Below are 24,656 nucleotides of genomic sequence, written 5' to 3'. Positions count from 1 at the left end.
TTTGGAATTATATGATATTTGTCATTTTTCATCCAGAGCATAAATTCTAATTTTGATTGAAACAAATTCTGACTTTATGAAAATCTCACTGACTCAAAAGTACAATGTCCCAGGTCCCAGATATACAAGTTATCCAACAGTTCCGTACTGGAACGAAAGCGATTTCACAGATCAAAAATGGATAGCGTCTTTTCAGAAAGCATTTTTAGAAAGTAATTCTCAAAACGGAATCAGTTTATACATACACTTACCATTTTGCGAAAGTATGTGTACCTTTTGCAGTTGCAATAAACGCATTACCAAGAACCATTCAGTCGAAGAAACGTATATAGAAGCCATTTTAAAAGAATGGGATTTGTACTGCCAATTACTGCAGGAAAAACCAGTTATTAAAGAAATTCATTTAGGCGGAGGAACTCCAACCTTTTTCTCTACAAAAAATCTAGAATTACTTATAGGCGGTATTCTTTCTAAGGCAAATAAAGCAAAAGACTATGAATTTAGTTTTGAAGGTCATCCTAACAACACCACTTATGAACACCTTAAAAAATTATACGATTTCGGCTTTCGCCGTGTTAGTTTTGGTGTTCAGGATTATGCCGAAAAGGTTCAGAAAGCGATTCATAGAATTCAACCCTTCCATAATGTAGCAAAAGTTACTTTTTGGGCAAAAGAGATTGGTTATACTTCTATTGGTCATGATATTATATTTGGACTTCCATTTCAAACGATTGAAAACGTAATCGACACTGTCGAAAAAACAAATTCTCTAAAACCGGACCGTCTGGCCTTTTACAGCTACGCTCATGTGCCGTGGATAAAAGGAAACGGACAACGCGGATTCAATGAAGAGAATCTTCCTAAAGATGCTGAAAAAAGAATGCTGTATGAAACAGGAAAACAAATGCTTTCTAAAAACGGATATCATGAAATTGGAATGGATCATTTTGCCTTAAAATCTGATAGTTTATATAAAGCAACCGAGAATAAGGAATTACACAGAAATTTTATGGGTTATAGTGCTTCAAAAACACAACTTATGATTGGTTTAGGCGTTTCATCTATTAGTGACAGCTGGTATAGTTTTGCCCAAAACACAAAAAGTATAGAAGACTATTATGAATTGTTAGAAGAAAACAAACTACCGGTGGTAAAAGGTCATATTTTGAACAATGAAGATTTAATCATTAGAAAACACATATTAAACTTAACATGTAAATTTGAAACTTCATGGGATAATGAATTGTATTTTAAAGAAATCCATGCTGTTTTGGAAAATCTAAGAGAAATCGAAAAAGATCAATTAATTGTAATCGAAGAAAACAAAATTAAAATTACAGAAGCCGGAAGACCTTTTGTACGCAATATTTGTATGGCATTTGATTTACATTTAAAAAGAAAATCACCGGAAACAGACTTGTTTTCGATGACTGTTTAATGACAATTAGGAGTTTCTTGTACATTCATACTTATGTTTGATGGAGAGATATAAGGAATTCCTAAACATAGTCCTCTAAGGATAAATAAAACACCTATTAGTACCGCTACATATGGAATTGCCTTTTGGATCTTATTTCTAAAAGGCAGTTTTATCAATGAATTTATATAAACTACGATCGTCATTAGAGGCACAGTTCCTACTCCGAATAAAATCATATACAAAACTCCAAAGCCGGCACTTTGCATTGCAATTGCACCAAATAAGGCAACGTAAACCATTCCGCAGGGCAGAAAACCGTTTAATAATCCTATTGTGAAGAGAGATTTGTAGGTTTTCTTTTTAAACTGATTCCCCAGGCTTGATTTAATTTTTGAAATAATTCTATAAACCGGTTTTGAAAAATTGTATTTAGAAAAAACTTTTTCAGGTATCAAAACCACAAGAATCATGGCTACTCCTATAAAAACAGACATATTTTTTTGTACTCCTGCGAGATAAAAACCTTTTCCCAGCAATCCAAAAATTAATCCAATTGTTGCGTACGCAGTTAATCTTCCTAAATGATACGTTATAATCTGCGTTACTTTTTTTGCCTCATTTTGGCGATCTACGGGCAGCATCATAGCAATAGGACCGCACATTCCGATACAGTGCAGGCTGCTAATCAAACCTAATATAAAAGCTGAGTACAACATTTGATGTGTTTTTTTCTTTTTGCAAAAGATAAATAAGATCAAAAGGATTTGAAAATCTCTTTAAACAAAAGTTCAAATCTTGATAATCTGTGGTAGAAAATATCTTTTAAAGTATTCTCATCTAGTTTACGTAAATAACTTCTTTAGTTAAATATTTTGTTCCGTTATATTCCCATTCCATATTTACATCCCAACGTCCTTTTATAAGCTTCTTTTGCGGAATAAGCAACGCTGAATTGGTCAAGGCAATTTGTGTGTCAAAATCAAATTTCTTGTTTGATGGTCTGTATAACAAAACATTTCCTTTTACTTTATTGCTTTCAAAAGTAGAAGGAAAAGCTATTTTTACCCCATTTTCACTGTAAGAAATAGAAGGTTTATACTGCAAGTCATGGGCATTTTGAATTCGGGCCATTTCATCCTGAAAATGCGAATCATGTTTGTAGTATTCTTCAACTACTAAATCATTATCATATTTACTATTAGATTGTACTTCAAAAACAAAATATAATATAAAAGTCATAAACAATGCAAATGCAATGACAATTCCGGTTCCCCAATTGATTTTCATATTTGTAAATTTTATTTGTTATTGGTCAAATATGGCATCGCCTTTTTATTTGTTCTTATTTCAAAAAGTTTTATTTGTGGCGATTTCATGGTCTTTTTTTTTACTAATTAAAACTTCGCGGTCCTAAGAAATTTGTTGTTGTTGTTTCCAGCAATTCTTTGCCATTATAAACTCCAATTTTCACTTTGGTTTTATCACTTTCCAAAAGAGCTTCGTCAATTTCTATAAACAATGTTCCTTGAGAAATACCCTCTTTTAAAACTTTGAAATGCTGTTTTCCAACATTTTCAATACTTCCTTTTTGATCAATTAATTCAAAATGAATATCATGATAATCCTTCATTGTTTTATTAACAATTTTATAGGTATAAACATTACTGATCTTATCTCCTTTATGCTGAAATAACTGTCCTGGTAAACGTAAAACAACCGCTTGAACGTCTGTTCTAAGAAACAACATTCCAACAAAAACACTTAACAGAATAAATAAAACAGCTGTATAGCCTTTCATTCTTCCTGTAAATTTAAAAGGTGCTTTCTTAACGATTTCATCTTCAGACGCATATCTAATAAGACCTTTTGGCAAACCAACACTATCCATAATAGTGTCGCATTCATCGATACAAGCAGTACAATTAGTACATTCTAACTGTGTTCCGTTTCTTATATCAATTCCCATTGGGCAAACATGCACGCACTGATGACAATCAATACAATCGCCTTTTCCTGTTGTTGCCCTGTCTTCTTTTTTATTGAATTTTGCACGACCGGCTTCTTTTTCCCCGCGTACAAAATCATAGGCTACATTTATAGATTTATTATCTAAAAGAACTCCCTGCAGTCTTCCGTACGGACAGGCAATAATACAAACCTGTTCGCGAAACCATACAAATACAAAATAGAAAACTCCTGTAAAAATTAATAACGCAATGAAGTTACTGGATTGCTTAATTGGTCCTTCTTCGACCATTAAGAACAATTGATCACTACCTACTAAATAAGCCAGAAAAACATTAGCAATCCCAAATGAAATCAGAAAAAAGACAATCCATTTAGTCAGTCTTTTTCTAATTTTTTCTGTATTCCATTCTTGCCTTGCCAATCGCATCTGAGCACCACGATCGCCATCAATCCAATATTCGATTCGGCGAAAAACCATTTCTAAAAAAATAGTCTGGGGACAAATCCATCCACAAAAAATCCTTCCAAATACAACTGTAAACAAGATAATAAAAACAATACCAACCAGCATTGATATCACAAAGAGATAAAAATCCTGAGGCCAAAATGGAAATCCAAAAATATTAAAACGCCGCTCCATCACGTTAAACATCATGAATTGATTTCCGTTTACTTTTATAAACGGATTGGCAATTAAAATGGCTAATAAAATATAGCTGACTATTTTTCGATACTCATAGAACTTACCAGACGGTTTTTTAGGAAAAATAAATTTTCGATTACCTCCTTCATCAATAGTTCCAATGGTATCTCTAAAAGCTTCGTCTGGTAAATTTGACATAATTTATTGTAATTATTTTTTAACTTGGGTACTATCTGCTGCTGTACTTGCTGTGGTATCTTTCTTTGGAGCACTTTCATCTACCCAAATCTCGCCTTCCGGTTCTTTTGGATCTTTTGGATTACTACCTTGTAAGGATAGAATATAACTTGCTACTTTTTGAATTTCCTTTGGTTTCAAAGTTCCTTTCCAGGCAATCATTCCTTTTCCGTCACGACCTCCATTGGTTATAGTATGAAAGAGATTTTTTATTCCTCCGCCTAAAATCCAATGATCATCAGTTAAGTTAGGTCCAATTTGTCCACCAGCGTCAGCACGGTGACAAGCGGCGCAGTTCGTTGTAAATATTTCTTTACCTGCTGCTAAACTTTCTGGATCTGTAAGTAAAACAACTGTTTTCTCATCCATTAAATCCGGCGCAGTTTTAAGGTATTCGTCTACATCAATTTTTGCCTGAGCCATTTCTTTTTTAAGCTCCATCTCCTGATCATCTCCTCCAAAAACCTCATAACGAGCAAAATAAACAACTCCAAAAATAACACAGATATAGAATAAATATACCCACCATGGCGGTAAATTATTATCTAACTCTTTAATGCCATCATAATCATGATCCATTAATAGGTCACCTTCTTTTTCGATAGGCTGCGTTTTAGTAAGCTTGTGCATTAAATCTTTATACCAAGTACTTTCTGTTAAACTCAAACTATTTTCATATTCCAGTTTTGCCTTTTCTTCCGGTGACATCAATTGGTACATAATTCGATTAACGGCACTTAATGTAATTTCGATTGCAATTAAAATGAACAGAAATACAAACAAAAAGACAGATACCATTGGGTATTTTATAAATGCCGGCCTATCGCCTGAATCTATACAATACTCCATCAGACCAAAAACGATGAAGAAAATCAGCGGTACTCTTATATATGCTGGGAAAAACTTTTTCATTTTAAATTATCTTTTGAAATTATACTGTATCCTTCATCTAAAGGTATTTCACTCATTTCCTGTATTTTTTCTTTCTTATATGAGAATACCCAAAAACCTAATCCTACAAAAAAGAAAAAGAATATCAGGAGAGAAAGTATCGGGTAAATCTCTATACCCGAAATAGTCTCCATATTGTGTTTTATTTGTTCAAACATAGTGCTGTTATTTAGAAGTCTCTTTTACTTTAATATCGGTTCCAAGTCTTTGTATATAAGCAATCAAAGCAACAATTTCTCTCTCGTTCATTGGAACGAATTTTTCGCCTTTTTCAGCTGCCTTTTTCTTACTTTGCTCATAACTTTTGACAAAGTCAGGATCATTTTCTAAGCTTTTTTCAATTGCGATAGCCTGAACTCTTAATGTTTTTTGAGCATTTGCAACTTCAGATTCCGTATAAGGAACACCAAGGGTAACCATTACCTGCATTTTCTTTTGAGTTAATGAAATGTCCATTGGCTCATTATCAAACAACCATTTATAACCTGGCATAATTGAACCCGCAGAAATACTTTGTGGATTCCAGAAGTGGTTAAAATGCCAATTGTCATTGTACTTTCCACCTACTCTTAATAAATCAGGACCTGTACGTTTTGATCCCCAAAGAAATGGATGATCGTAAACAAATTCTCCTGCTTTTGATTGTGGCCCGTAACGTTCTACTTCACTTCTAAACGGACGAACTGATTGTGAGTGACAGCCTACGCAGCCTTCTCTTATATATAAATCACGTCCTTCAAGTTCTAAAGGTGAATAAGGCTTAACACTTGAAATTGTCGGAATATTCGATTTGACCATAATTGTTGGCACAATTTGAATTATACCTCCAATTAAAATAGCAATTGTTGCTAAAATGGTTAACTGAATTGGTTTTCTTTCTAACCAACTATGGAATTTTTCTCCTTTTAATCTGCTATTGCTTATTCTTTGTAATGCCGGAGCCTGAGCTAATTCATCCTCAATAGTATCACCTGCTCTAACGGTCATTATAATGTTGTAAACCAACGTAAACATTCCAATTAAATACAATGTACCTCCAATGGCTCTCATCCAGTACAGTGGCATAATTGCAGTAACTGTTTCAAGGAAATTTCCGTAAGTTAATGTTCCGTCTGGGTTAAATTGTTTCCACATTGATGCTTGCTGAAAACCAGCAACATACATAGGCAAAGTGTATAAAATAATTCCTAAAGTACCTATCCAGAAATGGAAGTTGGCTAATTTTTTAGAGAATAATGTACTCTTCGTCATTCGGGGAATTAACCAATAGATAATACCAAAAGACATAAAACCATTCCATGCTAAAGCTCCTACGTGAACGTGTGCAATAATCCAGTCAGTATAATGTGCAATAGCATTTACATTTTTCAGCGAAAGCATTGGTCCTTCAAAAGTTGCCATTCCGTAACCTGTTATGGCTACCACAAAGAATTTTAGAACTGGTTCTTCACGAACTTTATCCCAGGCACCTCTTAACGTTAAAAGTCCGTTGATCATACCTCCCCAAGATGGAGCGATAAGCATTACTGAAAATGCAACACCTAAATTTTGAGCCCAGTTTGGTAATGCTGAGTATAATAAGTGGTGAGGACCTGCCCAGATGTAAATAAAAATCAAGGACCAAAAGTGAATAATTGATAGTCTATAAGAATAAACAGGACGATTGGCTACTTTTGGTACAAAGTAATACATTAATCCTAAAAATGGAGTTGTAAGGAAAAATGCAACTGCATTATGTCCGTACCACCATTGTACTAAAGCATCCTGAACTCCTGCATAAACCGAATAACTTTTTAAGGCTGATACCGGAATTTCGATATTATTAAAAATATGTAAAACTGCTACTGTAACAAATGTTGCCAGATAAAACCAAATTGCAACATATAAGTGACGCTCTCTACGACGAAGCATTGTACCTATCATATTAATACCCATAACCACCCAGATTACGGCGATAGCGATATCAATAGGCCATTCTAATTCAGCATATTCTTTTGAAGAAGTATATCCTAAAGGAAGTGTAATTGCCGCAGCAACAATAATAAGCTGCCAACCCCAAAAATGTAAATTACTTAAAAAATCACTGAACATTCTGGCTTTCAGCAAACGCTGAAGCGAATAATACATACCCGCAAAAAAGGCATTACCAACAAAAGCAAAAATAACAGCATTGGTATGCAAAGGTCTTAATCGACCGTAGCTAAGCCACGAAATTCCATCTGTGATGTTGGGATAAAGGTACATAACCGCTAAGGTTAGCCCTACTAACATACCTACTACTCCAAAGAGAATAGTGGCGTAAATGAATTTTTTTACAATTTTGTTGTCGTAATAAAACTGTTCCATTTCCATAATTATACTTGTTTTTCTTCTGTTGTTGAATTGTTATTGTGGGGAGTAATTTTTGTCTCATCGTCAAAAAGCATTCTGACTGAGGGGGTATAATCATCGTCATATTGTCCGGATCTGACAGCGACAATAAAAGCAATAAAGAAACCTATTGCTACAAAAATACTTACTGAAATTAATAGATAAATGACACTCATACCTTAAATATATGTTAACAAAATTACTAAGTAATGGGCGGATAAAATATGATAATTATCATAATTGGAGACATATGTTAAATTTATAAAAAAAAGGGACTGTATTATCTATAACCTCTTTAAACTACTCTTGCTGAAATAGTTAGACATCAAAGTCACAAAACTTACGATTGTAATTGTACTTAAAGGCATGATAATAGCTGCTACCAAAGGAAGTAAGTTGCCGGTAACTGCAAAAGAAAGTCCTACAATATTGTAAAGAAGAGACAAAACGAAACTCATTTTAATTATTGTAATCGATTTCTGAGATAATTTTAAGAAATAATCCAATCTGGAAAATTCCGAAGCATCGAGAATTGCATCACAAGCAGGTGAGAAAACATTCACATTCTCAGAGATAGAAATTCCCACATTACTTTGCGCCAAAGCTCCGGCATCATTCAGCCCGTCTCCCACCATCATAACGTTCTTGCCTTTTTCCTGTAGATTTTTGATGAAATCCAGTTTTTGTTCCGGCTTCTGGTTAAAAATTAATTCTATCCCTTTTGGCAGGATACTTTCAAGATTTGCTCTTTCGCCATCATTATCACCGGAAAGTATTTTGATTTCGTAATTTTTACTAAGTGTGGAGAATAACTTTTCAAGACCTTCTCTGTATTGATTCTGAAAAACAAACTTGCCAAGATACTGCTCATCAATTTTAATATGAAGCGCTGTCTTTTCGATATCTGACGAATCAGAAACCAGATTGCCTACAAACTCTGCAGAGCCAATCCTGATGGTATGATTTTCGATGGAAGCCTGAATTCCTTTTCCTGTTATTTCCTGAAAATCATCAATTTTAATTTTATTTGTTTCCTTTAAAAAATCATATAACATTCGGCTTAAAGGATGATTTGAACCACGCAGAACATTTTTGATCAGAACATAATTTTGATCAGAAAGAGGATTTCCTTCATATAGTATATTAGATTTTTTATTGGTGGTAATTGTCCCGGTTTTATCAAAGACTATTGTATCAACTTTAGCCAATTGTTCGATTACTAGTGCATTTTTAAGATACATTTTCTGTTTTCCCATAATTCTCAGAATATTTCCGAAGGTAAATGGTGCTGTAAGCGCTAATGCACAAGGACAAGCAACAATTAGAACTGCCGTAAAAACATTAAAAGCTGTATTGGCATCAAAAAATATCCAATAACCAAAACCTGCAAAAGCAATAAGTAATAATATAGGAGTAAAATAACGACTTATAGTATCTGTAATTGTTTTATGCTTTTGAAGTACTTTTTTCTGGAAGATCTCATTACTCCACAATTGTGTCAGGTAACTTTGCGAAACTGAGTGCAGCACTTCTATTTCGACTACTTTGCCAATTTGCTTACCGCCGGCAAAAACTTTATCTCCGGATACTTTTGTAATAGGAACAGCTTCTCCGGTAACAAAACTATAATCTATTTCAGCTTTTTCACTAATCAAAATACCATCGACCGGAATTAATTCCTGATTTCTGATCAGCAATCGGTCTCCTTTTAAAACATCATAAACAGGAACGCTTTCTTCTGATGTATCTGTATTGATTCTGGTCACCGCAATTGGAAAATACGATTTAAAATCTCTTTCGAAACTTAAAAAACTATAGGTTTTAATCTGGAACATTTTTCCGAGCAGCATGAAGAAAACTAACCCTGTGAGACTATCAAAAAAACCTGACCCGTAGTTCATTACAATATCAAAAGTACTGCGAACAAACATCACGATAATTCCTAAAGCAATGGGAATATCTATATTTAGCATGCCTGACTTTATACTTTTATAGGCAGAAACATAATAACCGCTTGCGGAATATAAAAAACTGGGTAACGCCAGAACAAAAATTAGAATCCTGAAAAATGGTTTATAATTATCTAACCAAAACTCTTTGATCTCGAAATATTCGGGAAAAGATAACAGCATAATATTTCCGAAGCAGAAAAACGCAACGCCTAATTTATAGGTCAAAGTTCGATCTACATTTGTTTTGCCTGTTTCGTAGTTTTCTAAGCTAATATAAGGCTCATAACCAATTGAACTTAGCATATAAACAATAGTCTTTAGCGAAACAAGATCTGAATTGAAAGTAATTCGGACTCTTTTCTCAGGAAAATTAACTTGTGAAATGCTTATTCCGGGTTGTATTCTATTTAGATTTTCAAGAATCCAAATACAAGAACTGCAATGTATATGAGGTATATTTAATGAAACAATTGAGGTGTTTCCTTCTTGAAATTCTAAGACTTTTGACAAAATTGCTTCATTGTCCAAAAAATCATATTTTCCGTGAATATCTTGCGGAGTGGCACCTGGCGATTTTTCAAAATCATAATAACAGGTTAAATCATGAAGACTAAAAATTTCATAAACGGTTTTACATCCATTACAACAAAACTTTTTTTCATCAAAATTGATTTCTTCATTTTTAGCAATCGTTAACCCGCAATGAAAACAATTCTGCTCACTCATAAAATTTGTTTTTTTTGATGCAACAAATGTTAAAAAATCAAGAGATTATAAAAATGATATTTATCATGTTATAATTAAATCGGATTCTAAATTTAGCGAAATAAAACTGGCAAATTGAAATAATAGTTTTTTTCTGTGTATTTTCAGGAAGAATAACACTTTTCAATGCGAATATTAGTTAATTTTGCAACAAATATTATTGCCATGAATAAATGTGATCAATGCATCGTACGACAGCTTTCTTCTCTTAAAGCACTCAATAAAGATGAAGTTGTAAAATTGGCCAACAGCAAAACTACTTATAAGATTAAAAAAGGAGAAGCCATTTTTGAAGAAGGCGAAGTAACCAATGGTGTATTTTGTATAAAAGATGGGGTTGGTAAACTTTCTAAATTAAGCGCAAACGGAAAAGATCAGATCGTAAAACTGGTACAATCAGGTGAACTTTTAGGGCAACGCTCTATGATTAGTAATGAACCGGCAAACCTATCTGCAAAAGCAGTTGCTGATATGGAGGTTTGCTTTATTCCTAAAACTGAAATCTTACACTTTTTTAATAACAACAATCAGTTCTCGATGAATTTGATGCAATCTGTTTGCGAAGATCTAAAAGAATCTGAAAACAATAAAATTGCTTTAGTTCAAAAAACAGTTAAACAACGTTTAGCCGAAACCTTATTGCAGTTACACGATTCTTTTGGAGAAAATGCAGATAAAACCCTAAAAGTTCAACTTACAAGAGAAGAATTAGCAGGTATTATTGGGACTGCTACCGAAAGCTGTATCAGGTTATTATCAGATTTTAATAAACTGGATTTAATTGAATTAGTGGGTAAAAAAATTATGCTTAAAGATATCAGGGCATTAAAAAAAATGGCCGAGTAATCAGAGCTTTTTAGCTTCGTTCCAAAATACATCCATTTCTGCCAAAGTCATATCCATTAAGGGTTTCCCTAATTCGCCAGCTTTGCTTTCAAGATACTGAAAACGCTTAATAAATTTTTTATTGGTACGTTCTAAAGCATCTTCAGGATTTACGTTTAAAAAGCGGGCATAATTTATCATAGAGAATAAAACGTCTCCAAATTCAGCTTCAATTTTATCCTGATCTCCTGATTGAACTTCTATTTGTAACTCTTCTAATTCTTCTTGTACTTTATCCCAAACCTGGTGTGGTTCTTCCCAGTCAAAACCCACGCCTTTTACTTTATCCTGAATTCGGCTTGCCTTTACCAAAGCCGGTAAACTTTTTGGCACGCCTTCTAAAACTGATTTTTTACCTTCTTTAAGCTTTAATTTTTCCCAATTTTGTTTTACTTCTTCTTCATCTTTTACTACAGTATCACTATAAATATGAGGATGACGATGAATTAACTTTTCACAAATTTCATTACAGACATCAGCTATATCAAAATCGTTTGTTTCAGAACCAATTTTCGCATAAAAAACAATATGCAGCAAGAGATCCCCTAACTCTTTTTTTACTTCATTTAGATCATTATCTAAAATAGCATCACCCAATTCATATGTTTCTTCGATAGTAAGGTGTCTTAGGGTTTGCAAAGTTTGCTTTTTATCCCACGGACATTGTTCACGAAGTTCATCCATGATAATTAGTAATCTTTCGAAAGCCTTAAGTTGAAGTTCCTTGCTCATTTTATGAAGTTTTATCGAGTTGTAATCTAATAGTTGTAAAAGTAAAAAATCCTGTCAAGAAAACATCTTAACAGGATTAATATATTTGAATGCAGTAAACTGCTATTCTTCTTTTTTAGCTTTTTCTTTTTTAGCAGCCGGAGCTTTTTTTGGCTTCTCTTCAACAACCGGAGTTTCCTCTGGAGTTTCAGCAGGCGCAGGAGCTAAATCAGTTACTAAACCTTTTGCCTCAAGCGTGTTGTACCAGTTTAATACTTTTTTAATATCTGAAGGATATACTCTTTCTTCATCATACTCAGGTAAAATCTCTTTGAAATAAGCCGCTAATGTAGCATTATCTTCTTTATGAGAAATAGCCTGACCTTTGTTTTCTTTAACAGCAATACGCTGCATTACTTCTGTCAATGGTTTTTCTCCTTCGTAAGTATAAATTGAAATCTCAGATAATAAACTTACGTTACTTTTTAAGTTAACAGTAATTTTTTTTCCGTCTGTCAATGATTCTGCCACAAAACCTGTACGAGTTTGCACTTTCAATACATATAAACCTGGTTTCCCAGAAATGGCTAAAATTTTCTCTAAATTCATGTTTATTAAAATTAGTATTAAGAATTTGATTTATTATATTTTATTGATGCTAATTTCTTAGTTCAATTATCTCCCTTTTTTAGCCGCAGCAAATTTCATTCTGTATTCCTGAAACGTTTTGCCTTCGGTAATATTTTTTAATTTCTTCTGAATCAAACGTTTTTTCAAAGATGATATTTTATCTGTAAATAAAACACCTTCAATATGGTCGTATTCATGTTGAATAACTCTTGCAATTAAACCATCAAAAACTTCTGTTTTCATTACAAAATCTTCTTCGCAATATTCTATTGTAACGGTTGGTTTTCTATATACATCTTCGCGAACGTCAGGAATACTTAGGCAACCTTCGTTAAAACTCCACTCCTCGCCTTCTTCTTTAAGGATCTTTGCGTTGATAAAAGTCTTTTTAAAACCTTTTAAATCTTTTTGCTCTTCTGAAGGTAAATCATCGTCATCACTAAAAGGAGTTGTATCAATAACAAACAAACGAATTGGCATACCAACCTGCGGTGCAGCAAGTCCTACTCCGTAAGCATTGTACATCGTCTCGTACATATTAGCGATTGTTTCTTTTAAGTTTGGATATTCCGGCGTAATTACCTCACCCACTTTTCTTAAAACAGGATCTCCATATCCTACAATTGGTAAAATCATTTGTATTATTTTAATGTATTATCTAATGAAAACTCCTGAATTTAGTTCTCATAATTCAGCTGGCAAAAATAGTAAAAAATAGTCAATGAATAATTCTAATCATATATTATATCACTTTTTTTGCTTGCTTCACAAAAACTCATCCATAATTATGCCAAATTAATTCGTACAATTCGTACTTTTGTTTGTAAACCTCATTCTATGTTTGATCGTATCTCGAAATTTACTAACAGTACTTCTTTTTTAAACGCCTCTAAAGTAACTATCGCTTCTGTTGTTCCTGTATTAGTTTTAAATTATTACGATCTTTTCGATATTGGTTTTGTAATTGCTCTGGGAGCCTTCTACACCTATCCCAGTGACATTCCAAGCTCTTTAAGTCATAAAATAAAAGGTCTTATTGTTGCTTCTTTTATTGTATCCGGTGTAAATTTATTAGTAAATCTTGCTTATCCATACCCTATTTTATTTTATCCTTTTTTAGGGTTTTTGCTTTTTATATGTTCAATGATTTCTGTTTACGGTCAGCGCGCTACTTTGGTATCATTTTCTGCCTTACTGTCCATTTCACTATCATTTGGCCATTTACATGATGGTTGGAAAGCTTTTGAATATTCAGGATTTATTTTTATTGGAGGTATCTTATACTTAATTGTTTCACTTGTCTTTCATTTTGTACAACCTTATAAATACGTCGAGTTACAAATTGCTGAAGGCATAAAATTAACTGCAAAATATTTAAAATTAAGAGGAGATCTATGGAGTCCCGAGGCTGATAGAGAGGCTATAATCGAGAAGCAGCTGAGTGTACAGGTTGATCTGAATTTGATTCACGAGGATTTAAGAAGAATGCTTATTGGCAACCAGAATGCATCTGCAACAACAAGCCAAAACCGAAAAATGCTGCTTGTTTTTATCACTTTGGTTGAGATTCAGGAACTTGCTTTATATACGTCATTTGATCACAGCAAGCTACATGAAAAATTTGCCAAACATCCTGAAGTCCTTAGAACGTATCAAAATGTAGCTTACAAACTGGCATCAACTCTAAAGAAACTTTCTAAAAACGTGCATAATATTAGTGTGTATGTTGATAAAAATGACTTAAAAAATGAACTTGATGCTTTTGAATCTGCCATTTTTGACTATGAAAAAACTTTAGGTAAAGAGGAAGCTGCCGAAGGTGTTTTGATGTTGACCAATATGCTGAAATATGCTAAAAATCAGGTTGGAAAAATCAAAATTATCCAACGTGCTTTTTCACTTGCCATGCAGTCTTTTAAACTGAAAGATAAGGATAAGGAACTTGAAAAATTCCTGACACCACAATATTATCCCTTACGTACTTTGATTGAAAATTTAAGTTTCTCTTCTTCTATTTTCAGACATTCAGTGCGATTAACCATTACAATTTTAATTGGTTTCACTATCGGGCAATTTTTAGCTTTTCAAAATGTCTATTGGATATTATTAACGATTGTTGTCATCATGCGCCCGGGTTACGGCTTAACAAAGGAACGCTCTTATAATAGAATTTTCGGAACCATTTTAGGAGGTTTACTGGCTTTTGGGATTGTATCTGTTATTCAGAATCATGTTGCATTGAGTATATTATCTATTATATGTATGCTTCTTGGAATCTCATTTACTCAAATTAATTATAAAATAAGCGCCACTTTTGTCACTATGTATGTGGTTTTTATTTATGGCATTTTAACTCCTGATGTGGTTGAAGTCATTCAGTTTCGTGTTTTAGATACATTAGCCGGAGCAACTTTAGCCTTTTTGGCAAATCAGTTTTTGTGGCCGGCCTGGGAATTTATCAATACGCCAATTCATATTGAAAATTCGATTCGTGCCAATAGAAATTACCTTAAAGAAATTGCTGATTTCTATAATAAAAAAGGAGAAATCCCGACTTCATACCGATTGGCGAGAAAAAATGCTTTTGTTGAAATTGGCAATCTGATGACTTCGTTTCAGCGAATGATGCAGGAACCAAAATCAAAACAAAAAACGATGCCTTTAGTCAATAAACTTGTGGTTTTAAATCATTCGATATTGTCTGCTTTAGCTTCATTATCTACCTATATTCAATCTCATCAAACGACTTCGGCCTCAGAATCGTTTAATTATATTATAAAAACGATACTTTCAAACTTAGATCATTCGATTTCAATTTTAAGAAATGAAACGATTATAACGGATACTTTTTTTGACAAGGAGGATGTAACTTTGCAATTTGAAGAACTTAAACGCGTTAATTTTACTCGTTTGATTAAAGATGACGAATTAGACAAAGAAACGCGTCAGGCTAAAATGCAGGAAGCTCAAATGGTAATTGAACAATTGATCTGGATGAGTAATCTGGCTGAAAAGATTTTGAAAATTACGGAAGAATTTAAAGCAACAAATCCAGATTAATTCATCTGGATTTGTATTTATTTTATATAAAAACTGAGCTTAATTATTTAGTTTCAAAACTTCAGAAGTATGTTTTCTAAGCTCTGATAAAAGCTCCGGTTTATCATTTAAAGTTTGTCCGTAAGAAGGAATCATAGTTTTCATTTTCGCTTGCCATTCCGGTGTTTTAGCCTGATCAGTAAAACATCTGCCAATTAAATCAACCATAATCGCAACTGCGGTCGATGCTCCGGGAGAAGCTCCTAATAATACCGCTAATGTTCCGTCATGCGTATTGATAACTTCTGTACCAAATTCTAAAACCCCACCTTCTTTCTCATCCTTTTTAATCACCTGAACACGTTGTCCGGCTTTCTCGAGTTTCCAGTCTTTAGATCTTGCTGTTGGCAAATATTCACGTAAAGCCGTCATTCTGTCTTTTGGAGATTGACGAACCTGCTCAATTAAATATCTTGTTAATGGAATATTATGGAATCCCGCTGATAACATCGGAATTAGATTATTTGCTTTTATAGATAATGGTAAATCTAAATAAGAACCATTTTTAAGGAAACGAGTCGAAAATCCTGCGAAAGGCCCAAAAAGCAAAGCTTTTTCGCCATCAATTACACGGGTATCAATATGAGGAACTGACATTGGAGGTGCTCCAACACTTGCTTTTCCGTATACTTTTGCCTGATGTTTGGCAATTACCTCAGGATTTGTACATTTTAACCACTGACCGCTTACCGGGAAACCTCCGTAACCATTTCCTTCAGGAACATTCGCTTTTTCAAGCAATGGCAACGAACCTCCACCAGCTCCAATAAATACAAATTTGGTATATGCTTTTCTTGTTTTATCAGTTGTTAAATCAGTAATCTTTATTCTCCAAGATTTATCCTCACGCTGTTTTAATTTTTTTACCTCATGATTAAAAAATAAAGAAACACCGTCAAGTTTTTCTAAATAATTAAACATACTTCTGGTTAAGGCACCAAAATTAACATCTGTACCAATTTCCATATGGGTTGCTGCTAATTTTTCGTTGGCATCTCTGCCTTCCATTACAAGCGGCATCCATTCTTTAAGTTTTTCAAAATCAGAACTAAATTCCATTTGAGAAAAAATTGGATTGCTTTGCAATGCTTCGAATCTCTTTTTAAGATATTCTACGTTTTTTTCTCCCCAAACAAAACTCATGTGAGGAACACTTTTAATAAAATTATCAGGAGAGGGAACTTTCTTTTCTTGCACTAAGTAGGACCAGAACTGTCGGGACATCTCAAACGATTCTGCAATACTTATTGCTTTTTTAGGATCAATACTACCATCTGCCTTTTCTGGTGTGTAATTTAGCTCACAAAAAGCGGAGTGTCCTGTTCCTGCATTGTTCCAAGCATCAGAGCTTTCGGCAGCAGCAACATCTAATCTTTCGTAAATTTCAATTTTTATATCCGGTTGCAGCTCTTTTAAAATTAATCCAAGAGTTGCGCTCATAATTCCAGCTCCAATAAGCACTACTTCACTATTGGAACGTATTGTATTGTCAGGCATAACAGTAATTTGTTTTTAAAGTGCAAAGGTACTTTTTATAATTGCAAAAAAAAACTAAAAACACATGATAAAAGTTATGTTTTTACTAAAAAGAAAGGATTTTATAAGACGGAAGGAGAAAAAAACTAAAAACGTTTTGAAGAAAGATAATCCTGAAGCATAATTGTTGCCGAAATTTCGTCAATTAATCCTTTATCCTGACGCTTCTTTTTACTCAATCCGCTATCGATCATCGTTTGAAATGCCATTTTTGAAGTAAAACGTTCATCAACACGAACCACTTTCATATCCGGAAAAATATTAGAAAAATGAGTTACGAAACCTTTAATTACAGAGGCACTTTCAGATGGCTCTCCGTTCATTTGTTTCGGTTCCCCAATTAAAACCGTCTCTACTTTTTCTTTCAAAAAATAATCCCTTAAAAAATCAATTAAAGTATTTGTTGGAATCGTTGTTAGACCGGATGCTATGATCTGCATTTCATCAGTAACAGCAATTCCAGTACGTTTTTGTCCGTAATCTATAGAGAGGATTCTTGGCATTTTGTATTTTTTGTCAAAGATAGGGAGGAAAAGCTATAAAACTAAAGAGAATCTTTGTATTTTATGAATGCAAAAACAGAAACTGCCTGAAGATCAATATGGACTTCATAAACTGCCACATATCCTTTAAAGACGTAATCTCTAATGCTATTATGATTAAAATACAGTGATTTTTTAAAATGAAATGGATTTACAAGATCTTTATTTAGTTTTTTTTTAGTAAATCATTTTTGAATTTTCTCGCAGCTTTTGGTTCATCTTTAGCTATATAAGCAACTTGATCATTAAGTGTTATCATAAATTCTGTAGTAAAACTAACTTTCATATCCTGAAATTGTTTTTTCTAAAATTTCATCTAATTCTTCAAAAGTATACAACTTAGTATTGCCACTTTTCAATTTAGCATATGCATCTTCCACTTCTCTTTTATCCTTTTCAAAATCAGAATCTTCCTGAATAATCCTCAATTCATCTGAAGAGAATGTACTTAATAGTTTTAGTACTCTTTCTTTTATCTCCGGCTGAAATTCTAATCTAATCGCTTCCGTAATACTTTCATTTACAATACAAAGATAACCATTTTAATTTTTCAATATTCAAAGAAAAGTATACAGGTTCTTTATTCTTTTTTTGCCTGAAATCAGGATTTAAAAATATGTCTTATCTTATCATAATTATATTTTTTTCCGGTAATCTTTTCAATAAAAATACGAGTTATTTTACAATGAATTTTATTACAGTTTTAAATTAATTATTCAAATCATTTAAAGCCTAAATACAACTTTAAATCTTACATGAATAATTATAAAAAATGTATTACTCTGTTCTTAAAAAGATTTCTTTTAGTTGTTGCTATTTACCAATTATCCAGACTTTTATTCTATTTTTTAAATCTAAATTTATTTGATTCGTTTACGACTCAAACTTTTCTGGGCGGTCTTTTATTTGACTTTACAGCTATTAGTTATTTAAATATTCCGTTTATTATTGCCCATATAGTTCCCGGTAATTTCAAGTATAGTACTCGCTATCAACTGATGTTAAAAATAAGTTTTTATTGCGTTAATCTGATGTTCATTGCAACCAATTTTATTGATATTATCTATTATCGATTTACAGGAAGAAGAAGTACTTATAAAATGATTACTGCAAAAGGAATGGAACATGAAGTTCTTGGACTAATCCCTTCATTTTTAAGAGAGTTCTGGTATATTGGCATTATTTTCTTAATTATCAGTGTATTATTTTGGAAACTACTACCTGATCTAAGCAAAAACCTACTAACTAAACATTTAACCAAAAGTGATTATTTTATAAAATTCACTGCTCTTATCATCTCAATAACTATATTATTGATTATGGGACGCGGAGGTTTTCAAAAGAAATCTATAAAAATTGTCGACGGAATTAAATATGGGGCTTTAAGTAATACTGCTTTGGTCTTAAATACTCCGTTTACTATTTTAAAAACGATCGCAAAAAAAGATGATATCGACAACGTTAATTATTATAATGCAAAAGAATTAAAATCAATTTACAATCCTGTTATTTCATTACAATCAGACAAACCTCCAACTAAAAAAAATGTAGTTATTTTAATTTTAGAAAGTTTTGGTAATGAAAATATCGAGCGGGGACAAACTCCTTTTTTAGATTCCCTGATTACAAAATCCTATTATTTTAAAAATGCATTTGCAAACGGAAAAGTATCCATAGATGCCGTTCCGTCTTTACTTTCAAGTATTCCGAGCTTAATGAATAATTCATTTATTTCATCTAGTTTCTCATTGAACAAAATAAATGGCCTGCCAAAAATTTTTAAGAAGGAAGGATATAATACTTCTTTCTTTCACGGTGCTTTTAATGGCAGTCAAAACTTTGATCAATATGCAAAAATTGCAGGTTTTGAACACTATTTTGGTAAAAATCAATATGATGGTAAGGCCGCTTTCGATGGAACCTGGGGAATTTTTGACGAAGAATTTTTACAATTTTACGCAACAAAGCTCACCTCTTTTAAACAGCCCTTTTTCAGCTCCCTATTCACAATTTCTTCGCACAATCCTTATACGATACCAGAAAAATCTAAGGGAAAACTTCCCAAAGTCACTACAACTATTCAGGAAAGCATCGCTTATACTGATTTTGCATTAAGAGAATTTTTTAAAACCGCAAAAAAACAAAATTGGTACAATAATACTCTTTTTGTGATTTCTGCTGATCATACTTCTTCTGGAGGAGATCTGGATATTGACAAAACAAATATTGGAAAATTCAGAATTCCTATTTTATTCTTTGATCCTTCAAATCCCGAGTTTACAGGTGCAAACGAAAAAAACTTTCAGCAAATTGATGTTATGCCAAGCATTTTGGATTATCTAAATATAAAAACTGAAATGGTTAGTTTTGGAAAAAGCTACAAATCGCCGGAAAACTTTGTTGTATATTATCTTCAGGGAACGTATCATTACATTCAAGATGATTATTATTTGGTGTTTGCAAACAATCAAACTATTGGTTTGTACAATTGGAAAAAAGACCTTTTACTAAAAAACAATCTAATGCAACAAGACAAATCGAGAGTCAGGGAATATGAAAAATTCCTAAAAGCATATATCCAGTCTTTTAATGAACGAACTACCAATAATAAATTAGCTCTTTAATACATAAAAAAATCCGCCTCGAAATCGAAACGGACTCATCCAAATATTCAAAACTTTTAAAAAAAAACTCTATCTATTAAAAAGTCTTCTGAAGAAACTTTTTTCTTCTTCCTCATCTTCTTCTGCATTTACTTTTTCTTCATATTGAGCAAATTTCGCCTGCCCTCTTTCATGCTCAAAAACTAGTTCCTTAATATATTCAACATAAGATCTCTTTCTTTCTTCTAAGAAACCAATAAGGTATTTTTCGCTAAACTCAATTCCGCTTGTTGCCTCAATCTGCAGCAATTTTTTATAAAGTGGTTCGATATGCAATGCTATAACTTCTTGTGGCACAGCTTGTCTTCTTCCAAAATAATTAACAATCACATCGTTCTCATCTACTGAGATTTCAAAATCAGTAATTACCCAATAGTATCTTCCTGACTTCGCTAAATTTTTTACAATGGCATGAAAGTTCTTTCCTTTTTTAAGATTTTCCCAAAGCACTTTAAAAATGACTCTTGGCATATCAGGGTGGCGGATAATATTGTGTGGCTGTCCCATTAATTCATAATCTTCATATCCTGAAACATTAACAAAATTCTCATTGGCATACTCAATTATACCAAATGCATTTGTTTTACTCATAATAACCTGAGTTTTGTCCCATGAGACTTCTTTATCGATAATAGTTCTTGGTCCCTGAGGCTGATTTTCCTGATTCATGTCTTGCTGCTTATATGTTTATTTTTGGAATGGTATGCATACTAATTTCCTCTGTTGTGTGTTAAAAAATTAGTGATGCGAAATTAATTAGAACAAAAAAACCAAAACCTGATTTTTGTCATATTATGGCATTAAAAAAACATTTTGTGGAGTTTTATGTTCATAAAATTGTGTATGATAGCAAAAATTTATTTATCAAATTAAAAACAAAATGTTAGTTCTGTAACATTTTCAAAAGGTTTTACTTTTTTGCATTTGCACAAATAGGTTATCTTTGCCAAAAATTAAAACTTATGAATTCTTTACAGACTATAATTGAACAAGCTTGGGAAAACAGAGCTTTACTACAAGAAACTACTACAACTGATGCCATTAGAGAAGTAATCGAATTGGTTGATGCAGGAAAATTACGTTGTGCTGAACCGGTTGGTGACAAGTGGCAAGTAAACGAATGGGTAAAGAAAGCTGTTGTAATGTATTTCCCAATTCAAAAAATGGAAACATGGGAATCTGGTATTTTCGAATATCACGACAAAATGTTGCTAAAAAGAGGATATGCTGAAAAAGGAATTCGTGTTGTACCTAACGCTGTTGCACGTTACGGAGCTTATATTTCAAGTGGCGTAATTTTGATGCCAAGTTATGTAAACATTGGTGCTTATGTAGACGAAGGAACAATGGTTGACACTTGGGCAACTGTTGGTAGTTGTGCACAAATTGGTAAAAATGTTCACTTAAGCGGTGGTGTTGGTATTGGCGGGGTTTTAGAACCTTTGCAGGCTGCTCCGGTAATTATTGAAGATGGTGCTTTTATTGGTTCTCGTTGTATTGTTGTAGAAGGAGTTCATGTTGGTAAAGAAGCTGTTCTTGGTGCTAACGTTTGTTTGACTGCTTCAACAAAAATTATCGATGTAACTGGTGACGAACCTGTTGAAATGAAAGGTTTTGTTCCTGCACGTTCAGTTGTAATCCCTGGAAGTTATACTAAAAAATTCGCTGCAGGTGAATTTCAGGTTCCATGTGCTTTAATCATTGGTACTCGTAAAGCATCTACAGATCTTAAAACTTCATTAAATAACGCACTTCGCGAATATGATGTAGCAGTGTAATGTGATATAATCTTACATAAAAAAAATTAAAAAATCCATTCTTTCTTATTATTAGAAAGAATGGATTTTTTTTGTTCAAAATCAGGAAAAAAAAGTATACTATTGCATCGTTTTTACAAGCCAAATATTTAATCAAAAGAAGAAAGAGAAAAAAGGAAAAAAAATAGAATTCTAAACTACTGCTCATGTTTAAAGAAGGTAAAAAATTATCTGTAATTATATTAACTTACAATGAAGAATTCTACATCGCCGACGCTATTCGATCTGTTGAATTTGCTGACGAAATAATTGTTTTAGATTCAAATAGTACCGATGCTACTGCCGAAATTGTTTCAAATCTGGGAGCAACACTTATTTTTAGAAAATTTGACAATTATAGCAATCAAAGAAATCATGCTATTGAATCTGCAACCGGAGAATGGGTTTTATTTCTCGATGCTGACGAAAGGGTTTCTGAAAAACTTAAACATGAGATCCTGGACTGTATTAACCTGAACAATTGTGATGCTTTCAGAATTTGGTTTCCTCACTTTTTTATGGATCGTTTCTTATTTCATTATACTGATAAAGTAACACGTTTGATTAAAAACGATAATATTCGTTTTGAAAATGAAGTACATGAAAAATTGGTCCTAAAATCAAAACCTCCTGTATTAAAAAATCATATGATTCATTATACTTATAAAAACCTATTTCATTTTATAAGCAAAAAAGATAAATATGCTTGGTTTCAGGCACAAATGTCATTTGAAAAAGGAAAAAAAGCAACTCTGTTTTTATTGATGTTCAAACCTTTCTATCGTTTTTTTCATACTTATTTTATAAAGAGAGTTTACCTTGACGGAGTTCCCGGATTAGCAGCGGCTGCAATCGATGCTTATGGTGTTTTCTCCAGATATGCCAAGATAATATTACTGGAAAAAAAGTTAGAATAATTTTAATTTACCGAATTTTATTTTCAATCGAAAAACTACTAAATTATCCAAACCTTTAATGTCTATGCGTTTTATCTCATAATTATCCTTAAACGGAAATCTATTTGGGCGATTACCAATCTTTAATCCAAATTTCATCTTGTTTTCACTAAGCAATATCTTGAAGTTTGCTTTGTCAGCACTTTCTTTAGGGTAATTTCCGTAAGGATAAGCGAGCGCAGGATATACAGTAAGATTATGATTTTTAATTTCTTCTTCGCATTTCAAAAAATCATTTTGTATTTGTGCAGGACTTAACATTTGGTATTTATTGTGCTCATAAGAATGATAACCCAATTCGATTATATCTGTTGGCAATTTTTTTAATTGCTCAATCGTCATAATTTTTTGCGGTTCTTCTGTACTTTCATTCCATAAATCAGTTTTCGCTATGCACTTGAAAGGAATAAAAAAACTGGCTTTTAGTTTGAATTTTTCCAATAAAGGCAAAGCATAAATCAACTGATTTTCTGTAACATCATCAAATGTCAGGATAATACTTTTTTCAGGAATGGTTTTCATTTTCTCCAGCTCAGAAAAATGAAACGTTTTATAACTGTTATCTGTCAGATATTGAAATTGTCTTTCTAAATTATGTACCGAAATTGTCAACTTATTACTACCTGATTCAGATTGACATACGTTATGATACATTAAAATTGGTAATTTGGACATTTTAATTAATTTTCAACAAAGTTATTTATTTTAAGATTATTTTTGATGAAAAAATCAGAAATCGTGTCAATCAAAAACATAAGCGTGATCTCACTTTGCTTTAATGATGAGATCTATATAAAAAAGCATATTGATAATTTATCGTTTGCTGATGAGATTATTTTAATCGATAATAACAGCACTGATAAAAGTGTTTTGATTGCAGAGGAATTAGGAGTAACTATACTTCATCAAAAAGATACCAAAAGAGCCGATATTATAAAATCGACAATTGATTCTCTGAAAAACAATTGGGTAATAGTAATTAACACTACTGATTATCTGTCTGAAGAACTTATAAACGAATTAACTACAGAAGCTCATAAGCAAAAAACTGCTTCGTCTTATTTTGCCGGACAAACTTTATTTTTCTTTGGCAAAACCATAAAATATGGTGTGTTTTTAAACAAAAAGAAACTTTTACTTTTTGATAAAACAAGATTCTCTTACTCAGAAGTTTTTAATCGTTACCCGCCTAAAAAACTCACACTTTTCAAGAACAAGATAAATTCTTTTTCATATAAAAATTTTGAAGACTTTAATAGCAGACTAAATTTAATTAGAAAAGAAGAAGCTTTGGTTTTGTTTCAAAAAAATAAAAAACCAAATATTTATCATTTTTTCATGAAGCCCTTTTTTCTTTTTATCAATCAATATTTCCTGAAATTAGGATTTATAAATGGTCGGGAAGGATTCATTCTAGCTTACATAAGTTCTTTTTCTGTTTTAAAACGATACTTTATGCTATGGTTATTATATCGCAATATGGATTAATTTTTTAGATTGTTTCTCTATAAAAATTAAAACTCCAGATTATC

Annotated in this window: 23 protein-coding genes; 7 read left to right on the top strand and 16 right to left on the bottom strand. The window is 32.5% G+C overall.

Annotated elements, in window-relative coordinates; translation table 11 throughout:
• Positions 1-76 precede the first annotated feature (76 nt).
• Positions 77-1,438 (top strand): oxygen-independent coproporphyrinogen III oxidase, encoded by a 1,362-nt coding sequence (gene hemN, locus NJT12_RS09280; RefSeq protein WP_271335615.1) that lies wholly within the window; start codon positions 77-79, stop codon positions 1,436-1,438.
• On the opposite strand, the gene NJT12_RS09275 is transcribed toward hemN, so the two are convergent.
• The 8 genes from NJT12_RS09275 to NJT12_RS09240 form a co-directional block, all read right to left on the bottom strand.
• Positions 1,435-2,136, bottom strand: a complete 702-nt coding sequence (locus NJT12_RS09275) for a sulfite exporter TauE/SafE family protein (protein ID WP_271335614.1) — start codon at positions 2,134-2,136, stop codon at positions 1,435-1,437. The two genes, hemN and NJT12_RS09275, sit on opposite strands and share 4 nt — an antisense overlap.
• A 121-nt stretch (positions 2,137-2,257) precedes the next feature.
• Positions 2,258-2,707: a FixH family protein gene (locus NJT12_RS09270; protein ID WP_271335613.1), complete on the bottom strand. Its 450-nt coding sequence runs from the start codon at positions 2,705-2,707 to the stop codon at positions 2,258-2,260.
• 103 nt (positions 2,708-2,810) lie between these two features.
• Positions 2,811-4,229, bottom strand: coding sequence for a cytochrome c oxidase accessory protein CcoG (gene ccoG, locus NJT12_RS09265; protein ID WP_271335612.1), 1,419 nt, complete (start codon positions 4,227-4,229; stop codon positions 2,811-2,813).
• Positions 4,230-4,241: 12 nt separating this feature from the next.
• Positions 4,242-5,180 carry a cbb3-type cytochrome c oxidase N-terminal domain-containing protein gene (locus tag NJT12_RS09260; protein ID WP_271335611.1) on the bottom strand — a complete coding sequence of 313 codons (939 nt, stop codon included), beginning with the start codon at positions 5,178-5,180 and terminating at the stop codon, positions 4,242-4,244.
• Entirely contained in the window at positions 5,177-5,377 is a 201-nt protein-coding gene (locus NJT12_RS09255; protein ID WP_271335610.1) for a CcoQ/FixQ family Cbb3-type cytochrome c oxidase assembly chaperone, read from the bottom strand. Before NJT12_RS09255 ends, NJT12_RS09260 begins: the two co-directional genes overlap by 4 nt.
• Before the next feature lie 7 nt (positions 5,378-5,384).
• Positions 5,385-7,571, bottom strand: coding sequence for a cytochrome-c oxidase, cbb3-type subunit I (gene ccoN / locus NJT12_RS09250; protein WP_271335609.1), 2,187 nt, complete (start codon positions 7,569-7,571; stop codon positions 5,385-5,387).
• 2 nt (positions 7,572-7,573) lie between these two features.
• A complete protein-coding gene (ccoS, locus tag NJT12_RS09245; RefSeq protein ID WP_271335608.1) occupies positions 7,574-7,765 on the bottom strand; it encodes a cbb3-type cytochrome oxidase assembly protein CcoS in 192 nt (63 codons plus the stop codon).
• Between the two features lie 108 nt (positions 7,766-7,873).
• Positions 7,874-10,267: a heavy metal translocating P-type ATPase gene (locus tag NJT12_RS09240; RefSeq protein WP_271335607.1), complete on the bottom strand. Its 2,394-nt coding sequence runs from the start codon at positions 10,265-10,267 to the stop codon at positions 7,874-7,876.
• Between the two features lie 204 nt (positions 10,268-10,471).
• On the opposite strand from NJT12_RS09240, the gene NJT12_RS09235 reads away from it, so the two are divergent.
• On the top strand, positions 10,472-11,152 hold the full coding sequence (locus tag NJT12_RS09235; RefSeq protein WP_271335606.1) for a Crp/Fnr family transcriptional regulator: 681 nt from the start codon (positions 10,472-10,474) through the stop codon (positions 11,150-11,152).
• Here NJT12_RS09235 and mazG read toward each other — a convergent pair whose 3' ends face one another.
• The 3 genes from mazG to def all read right to left on the bottom strand — a co-directional run bounded on the left by mazG (position 11,153) and on the right by def (position 13,168).
• Positions 11,153-11,923: a nucleoside triphosphate pyrophosphohydrolase gene (gene mazG, locus NJT12_RS09230; protein WP_271335605.1), complete on the bottom strand. Its 771-nt coding sequence runs from the start codon at positions 11,921-11,923 to the stop codon at positions 11,153-11,155.
• A 102-nt stretch (positions 11,924-12,025) separates the two neighbouring features.
• Entirely contained in the window at positions 12,026-12,511 is a 486-nt protein-coding gene (locus NJT12_RS09225) for a DUF5606 family protein (protein ID WP_271335604.1), read from the bottom strand.
• Between the two features lie 66 nt (positions 12,512-12,577).
• Positions 12,578-13,168: a peptide deformylase gene (gene def / locus NJT12_RS09220; protein WP_271335603.1), complete on the bottom strand. Its 591-nt coding sequence runs from the start codon at positions 13,166-13,168 to the stop codon at positions 12,578-12,580.
• 201 nt (positions 13,169-13,369) lie between these two features.
• Here def and NJT12_RS09215 point away from each other — a divergent pair, with 201 nt between their 5' ends.
• A complete protein-coding gene (locus NJT12_RS09215) occupies positions 13,370-15,592 on the top strand; it encodes an FUSC family protein (RefSeq protein ID WP_271335602.1) in 2,223 nt (740 codons plus the stop codon).
• 39 nt (positions 15,593-15,631) lie between these two features.
• On the opposite strand, the gene NJT12_RS09210 is transcribed toward NJT12_RS09215, so the two are convergent.
• The 3 genes from NJT12_RS09210 to NJT12_RS09200 all read right to left on the bottom strand — a co-directional run bounded on the left by NJT12_RS09210 (position 15,632) and on the right by NJT12_RS09200 (position 18,137).
• Positions 15,632-17,128, bottom strand: coding sequence for a malate:quinone oxidoreductase (locus NJT12_RS09210; RefSeq protein ID WP_271335600.1), 1,497 nt, complete (start codon positions 17,126-17,128; stop codon positions 15,632-15,634).
• A 125-nt stretch (positions 17,129-17,253) separates the two neighbouring features.
• Positions 17,254-17,670: a Holliday junction resolvase RuvX gene (ruvX, locus tag NJT12_RS09205; RefSeq protein ID WP_271335598.1), complete on the bottom strand. Its 417-nt coding sequence runs from the start codon at positions 17,668-17,670 to the stop codon at positions 17,254-17,256.
• Positions 17,671-17,984: 314 nt separating this feature from the next.
• The gene (locus NJT12_RS09200) at positions 17,985-18,137 is read right to left on the bottom strand and encodes a hypothetical protein (protein ID WP_271335597.1); all 153 of its coding nucleotides are present in this window, start codon (positions 18,135-18,137) and stop codon (positions 17,985-17,987) included.
• A gap of 327 nt (positions 18,138-18,464) precedes the next feature.
• Here NJT12_RS09200 and NJT12_RS09195 point away from each other — a divergent pair, with 327 nt between their 5' ends.
• Entirely contained in the window at positions 18,465-20,333 is a 1,869-nt protein-coding gene (locus NJT12_RS09195) for an LTA synthase family protein (protein ID WP_271335596.1), read from the top strand.
• Between the two features lie 69 nt (positions 20,334-20,402).
• Here NJT12_RS09195 and NJT12_RS09190 read toward each other — a convergent pair whose 3' ends face one another.
• The gene (locus NJT12_RS09190; protein WP_271335595.1) at positions 20,403-21,041 is read right to left on the bottom strand and encodes a PAS domain-containing protein; all 639 of its coding nucleotides are present in this window, start codon (positions 21,039-21,041) and stop codon (positions 20,403-20,405) included.
• 293 nt (positions 21,042-21,334) lie between these two features.
• On the opposite strand from NJT12_RS09190, the gene NJT12_RS09185 reads away from it, so the two are divergent.
• Together NJT12_RS09185 and NJT12_RS09180 are read left to right on the top strand one after the other, a co-directional pair.
• On the top strand, positions 21,335-22,150 hold the full coding sequence (locus tag NJT12_RS09185) for a 2,3,4,5-tetrahydropyridine-2,6-dicarboxylate N-succinyltransferase (RefSeq protein ID WP_271335594.1): 816 nt from the start codon (positions 21,335-21,337) through the stop codon (positions 22,148-22,150).
• Between the two features lie 185 nt (positions 22,151-22,335).
• Positions 22,336-23,085 (top strand): glycosyltransferase family 2 protein, encoded by a 750-nt coding sequence (locus NJT12_RS09180; protein WP_271335593.1) that lies wholly within the window; start codon positions 22,336-22,338, stop codon positions 23,083-23,085.
• Here NJT12_RS09180 and NJT12_RS09175 read toward each other — a convergent pair.
• The gene (locus tag NJT12_RS09175) at positions 23,077-23,799 is read right to left on the bottom strand and encodes a polysaccharide deacetylase family protein (protein WP_271335592.1); all 723 of its coding nucleotides are present in this window, start codon (positions 23,797-23,799) and stop codon (positions 23,077-23,079) included. The genes NJT12_RS09180 and NJT12_RS09175 overlap by 9 nt on opposite strands.
• A 45-nt stretch (positions 23,800-23,844) precedes the next feature.
• Between NJT12_RS09175 and NJT12_RS09170 the strand changes: the two genes are divergently transcribed.
• On the top strand, positions 23,845-24,612 hold the full coding sequence (locus NJT12_RS09170) for a glycosyltransferase (protein WP_271335591.1): 768 nt from the start codon (positions 23,845-23,847) through the stop codon (positions 24,610-24,612).
• Positions 24,613-24,656: the final 44 nt, after the last annotated feature.

It is taken from the genome of Flavobacterium azizsancarii (assembly GCF_027980145.1).
GTDB lineage: Bacteria > Bacteroidota > Bacteroidia > Flavobacteriales > Flavobacteriaceae > Flavobacterium > Flavobacterium azizsancarii.
This window is presented reverse-complemented; position numbering and strand designations above follow the sequence as displayed.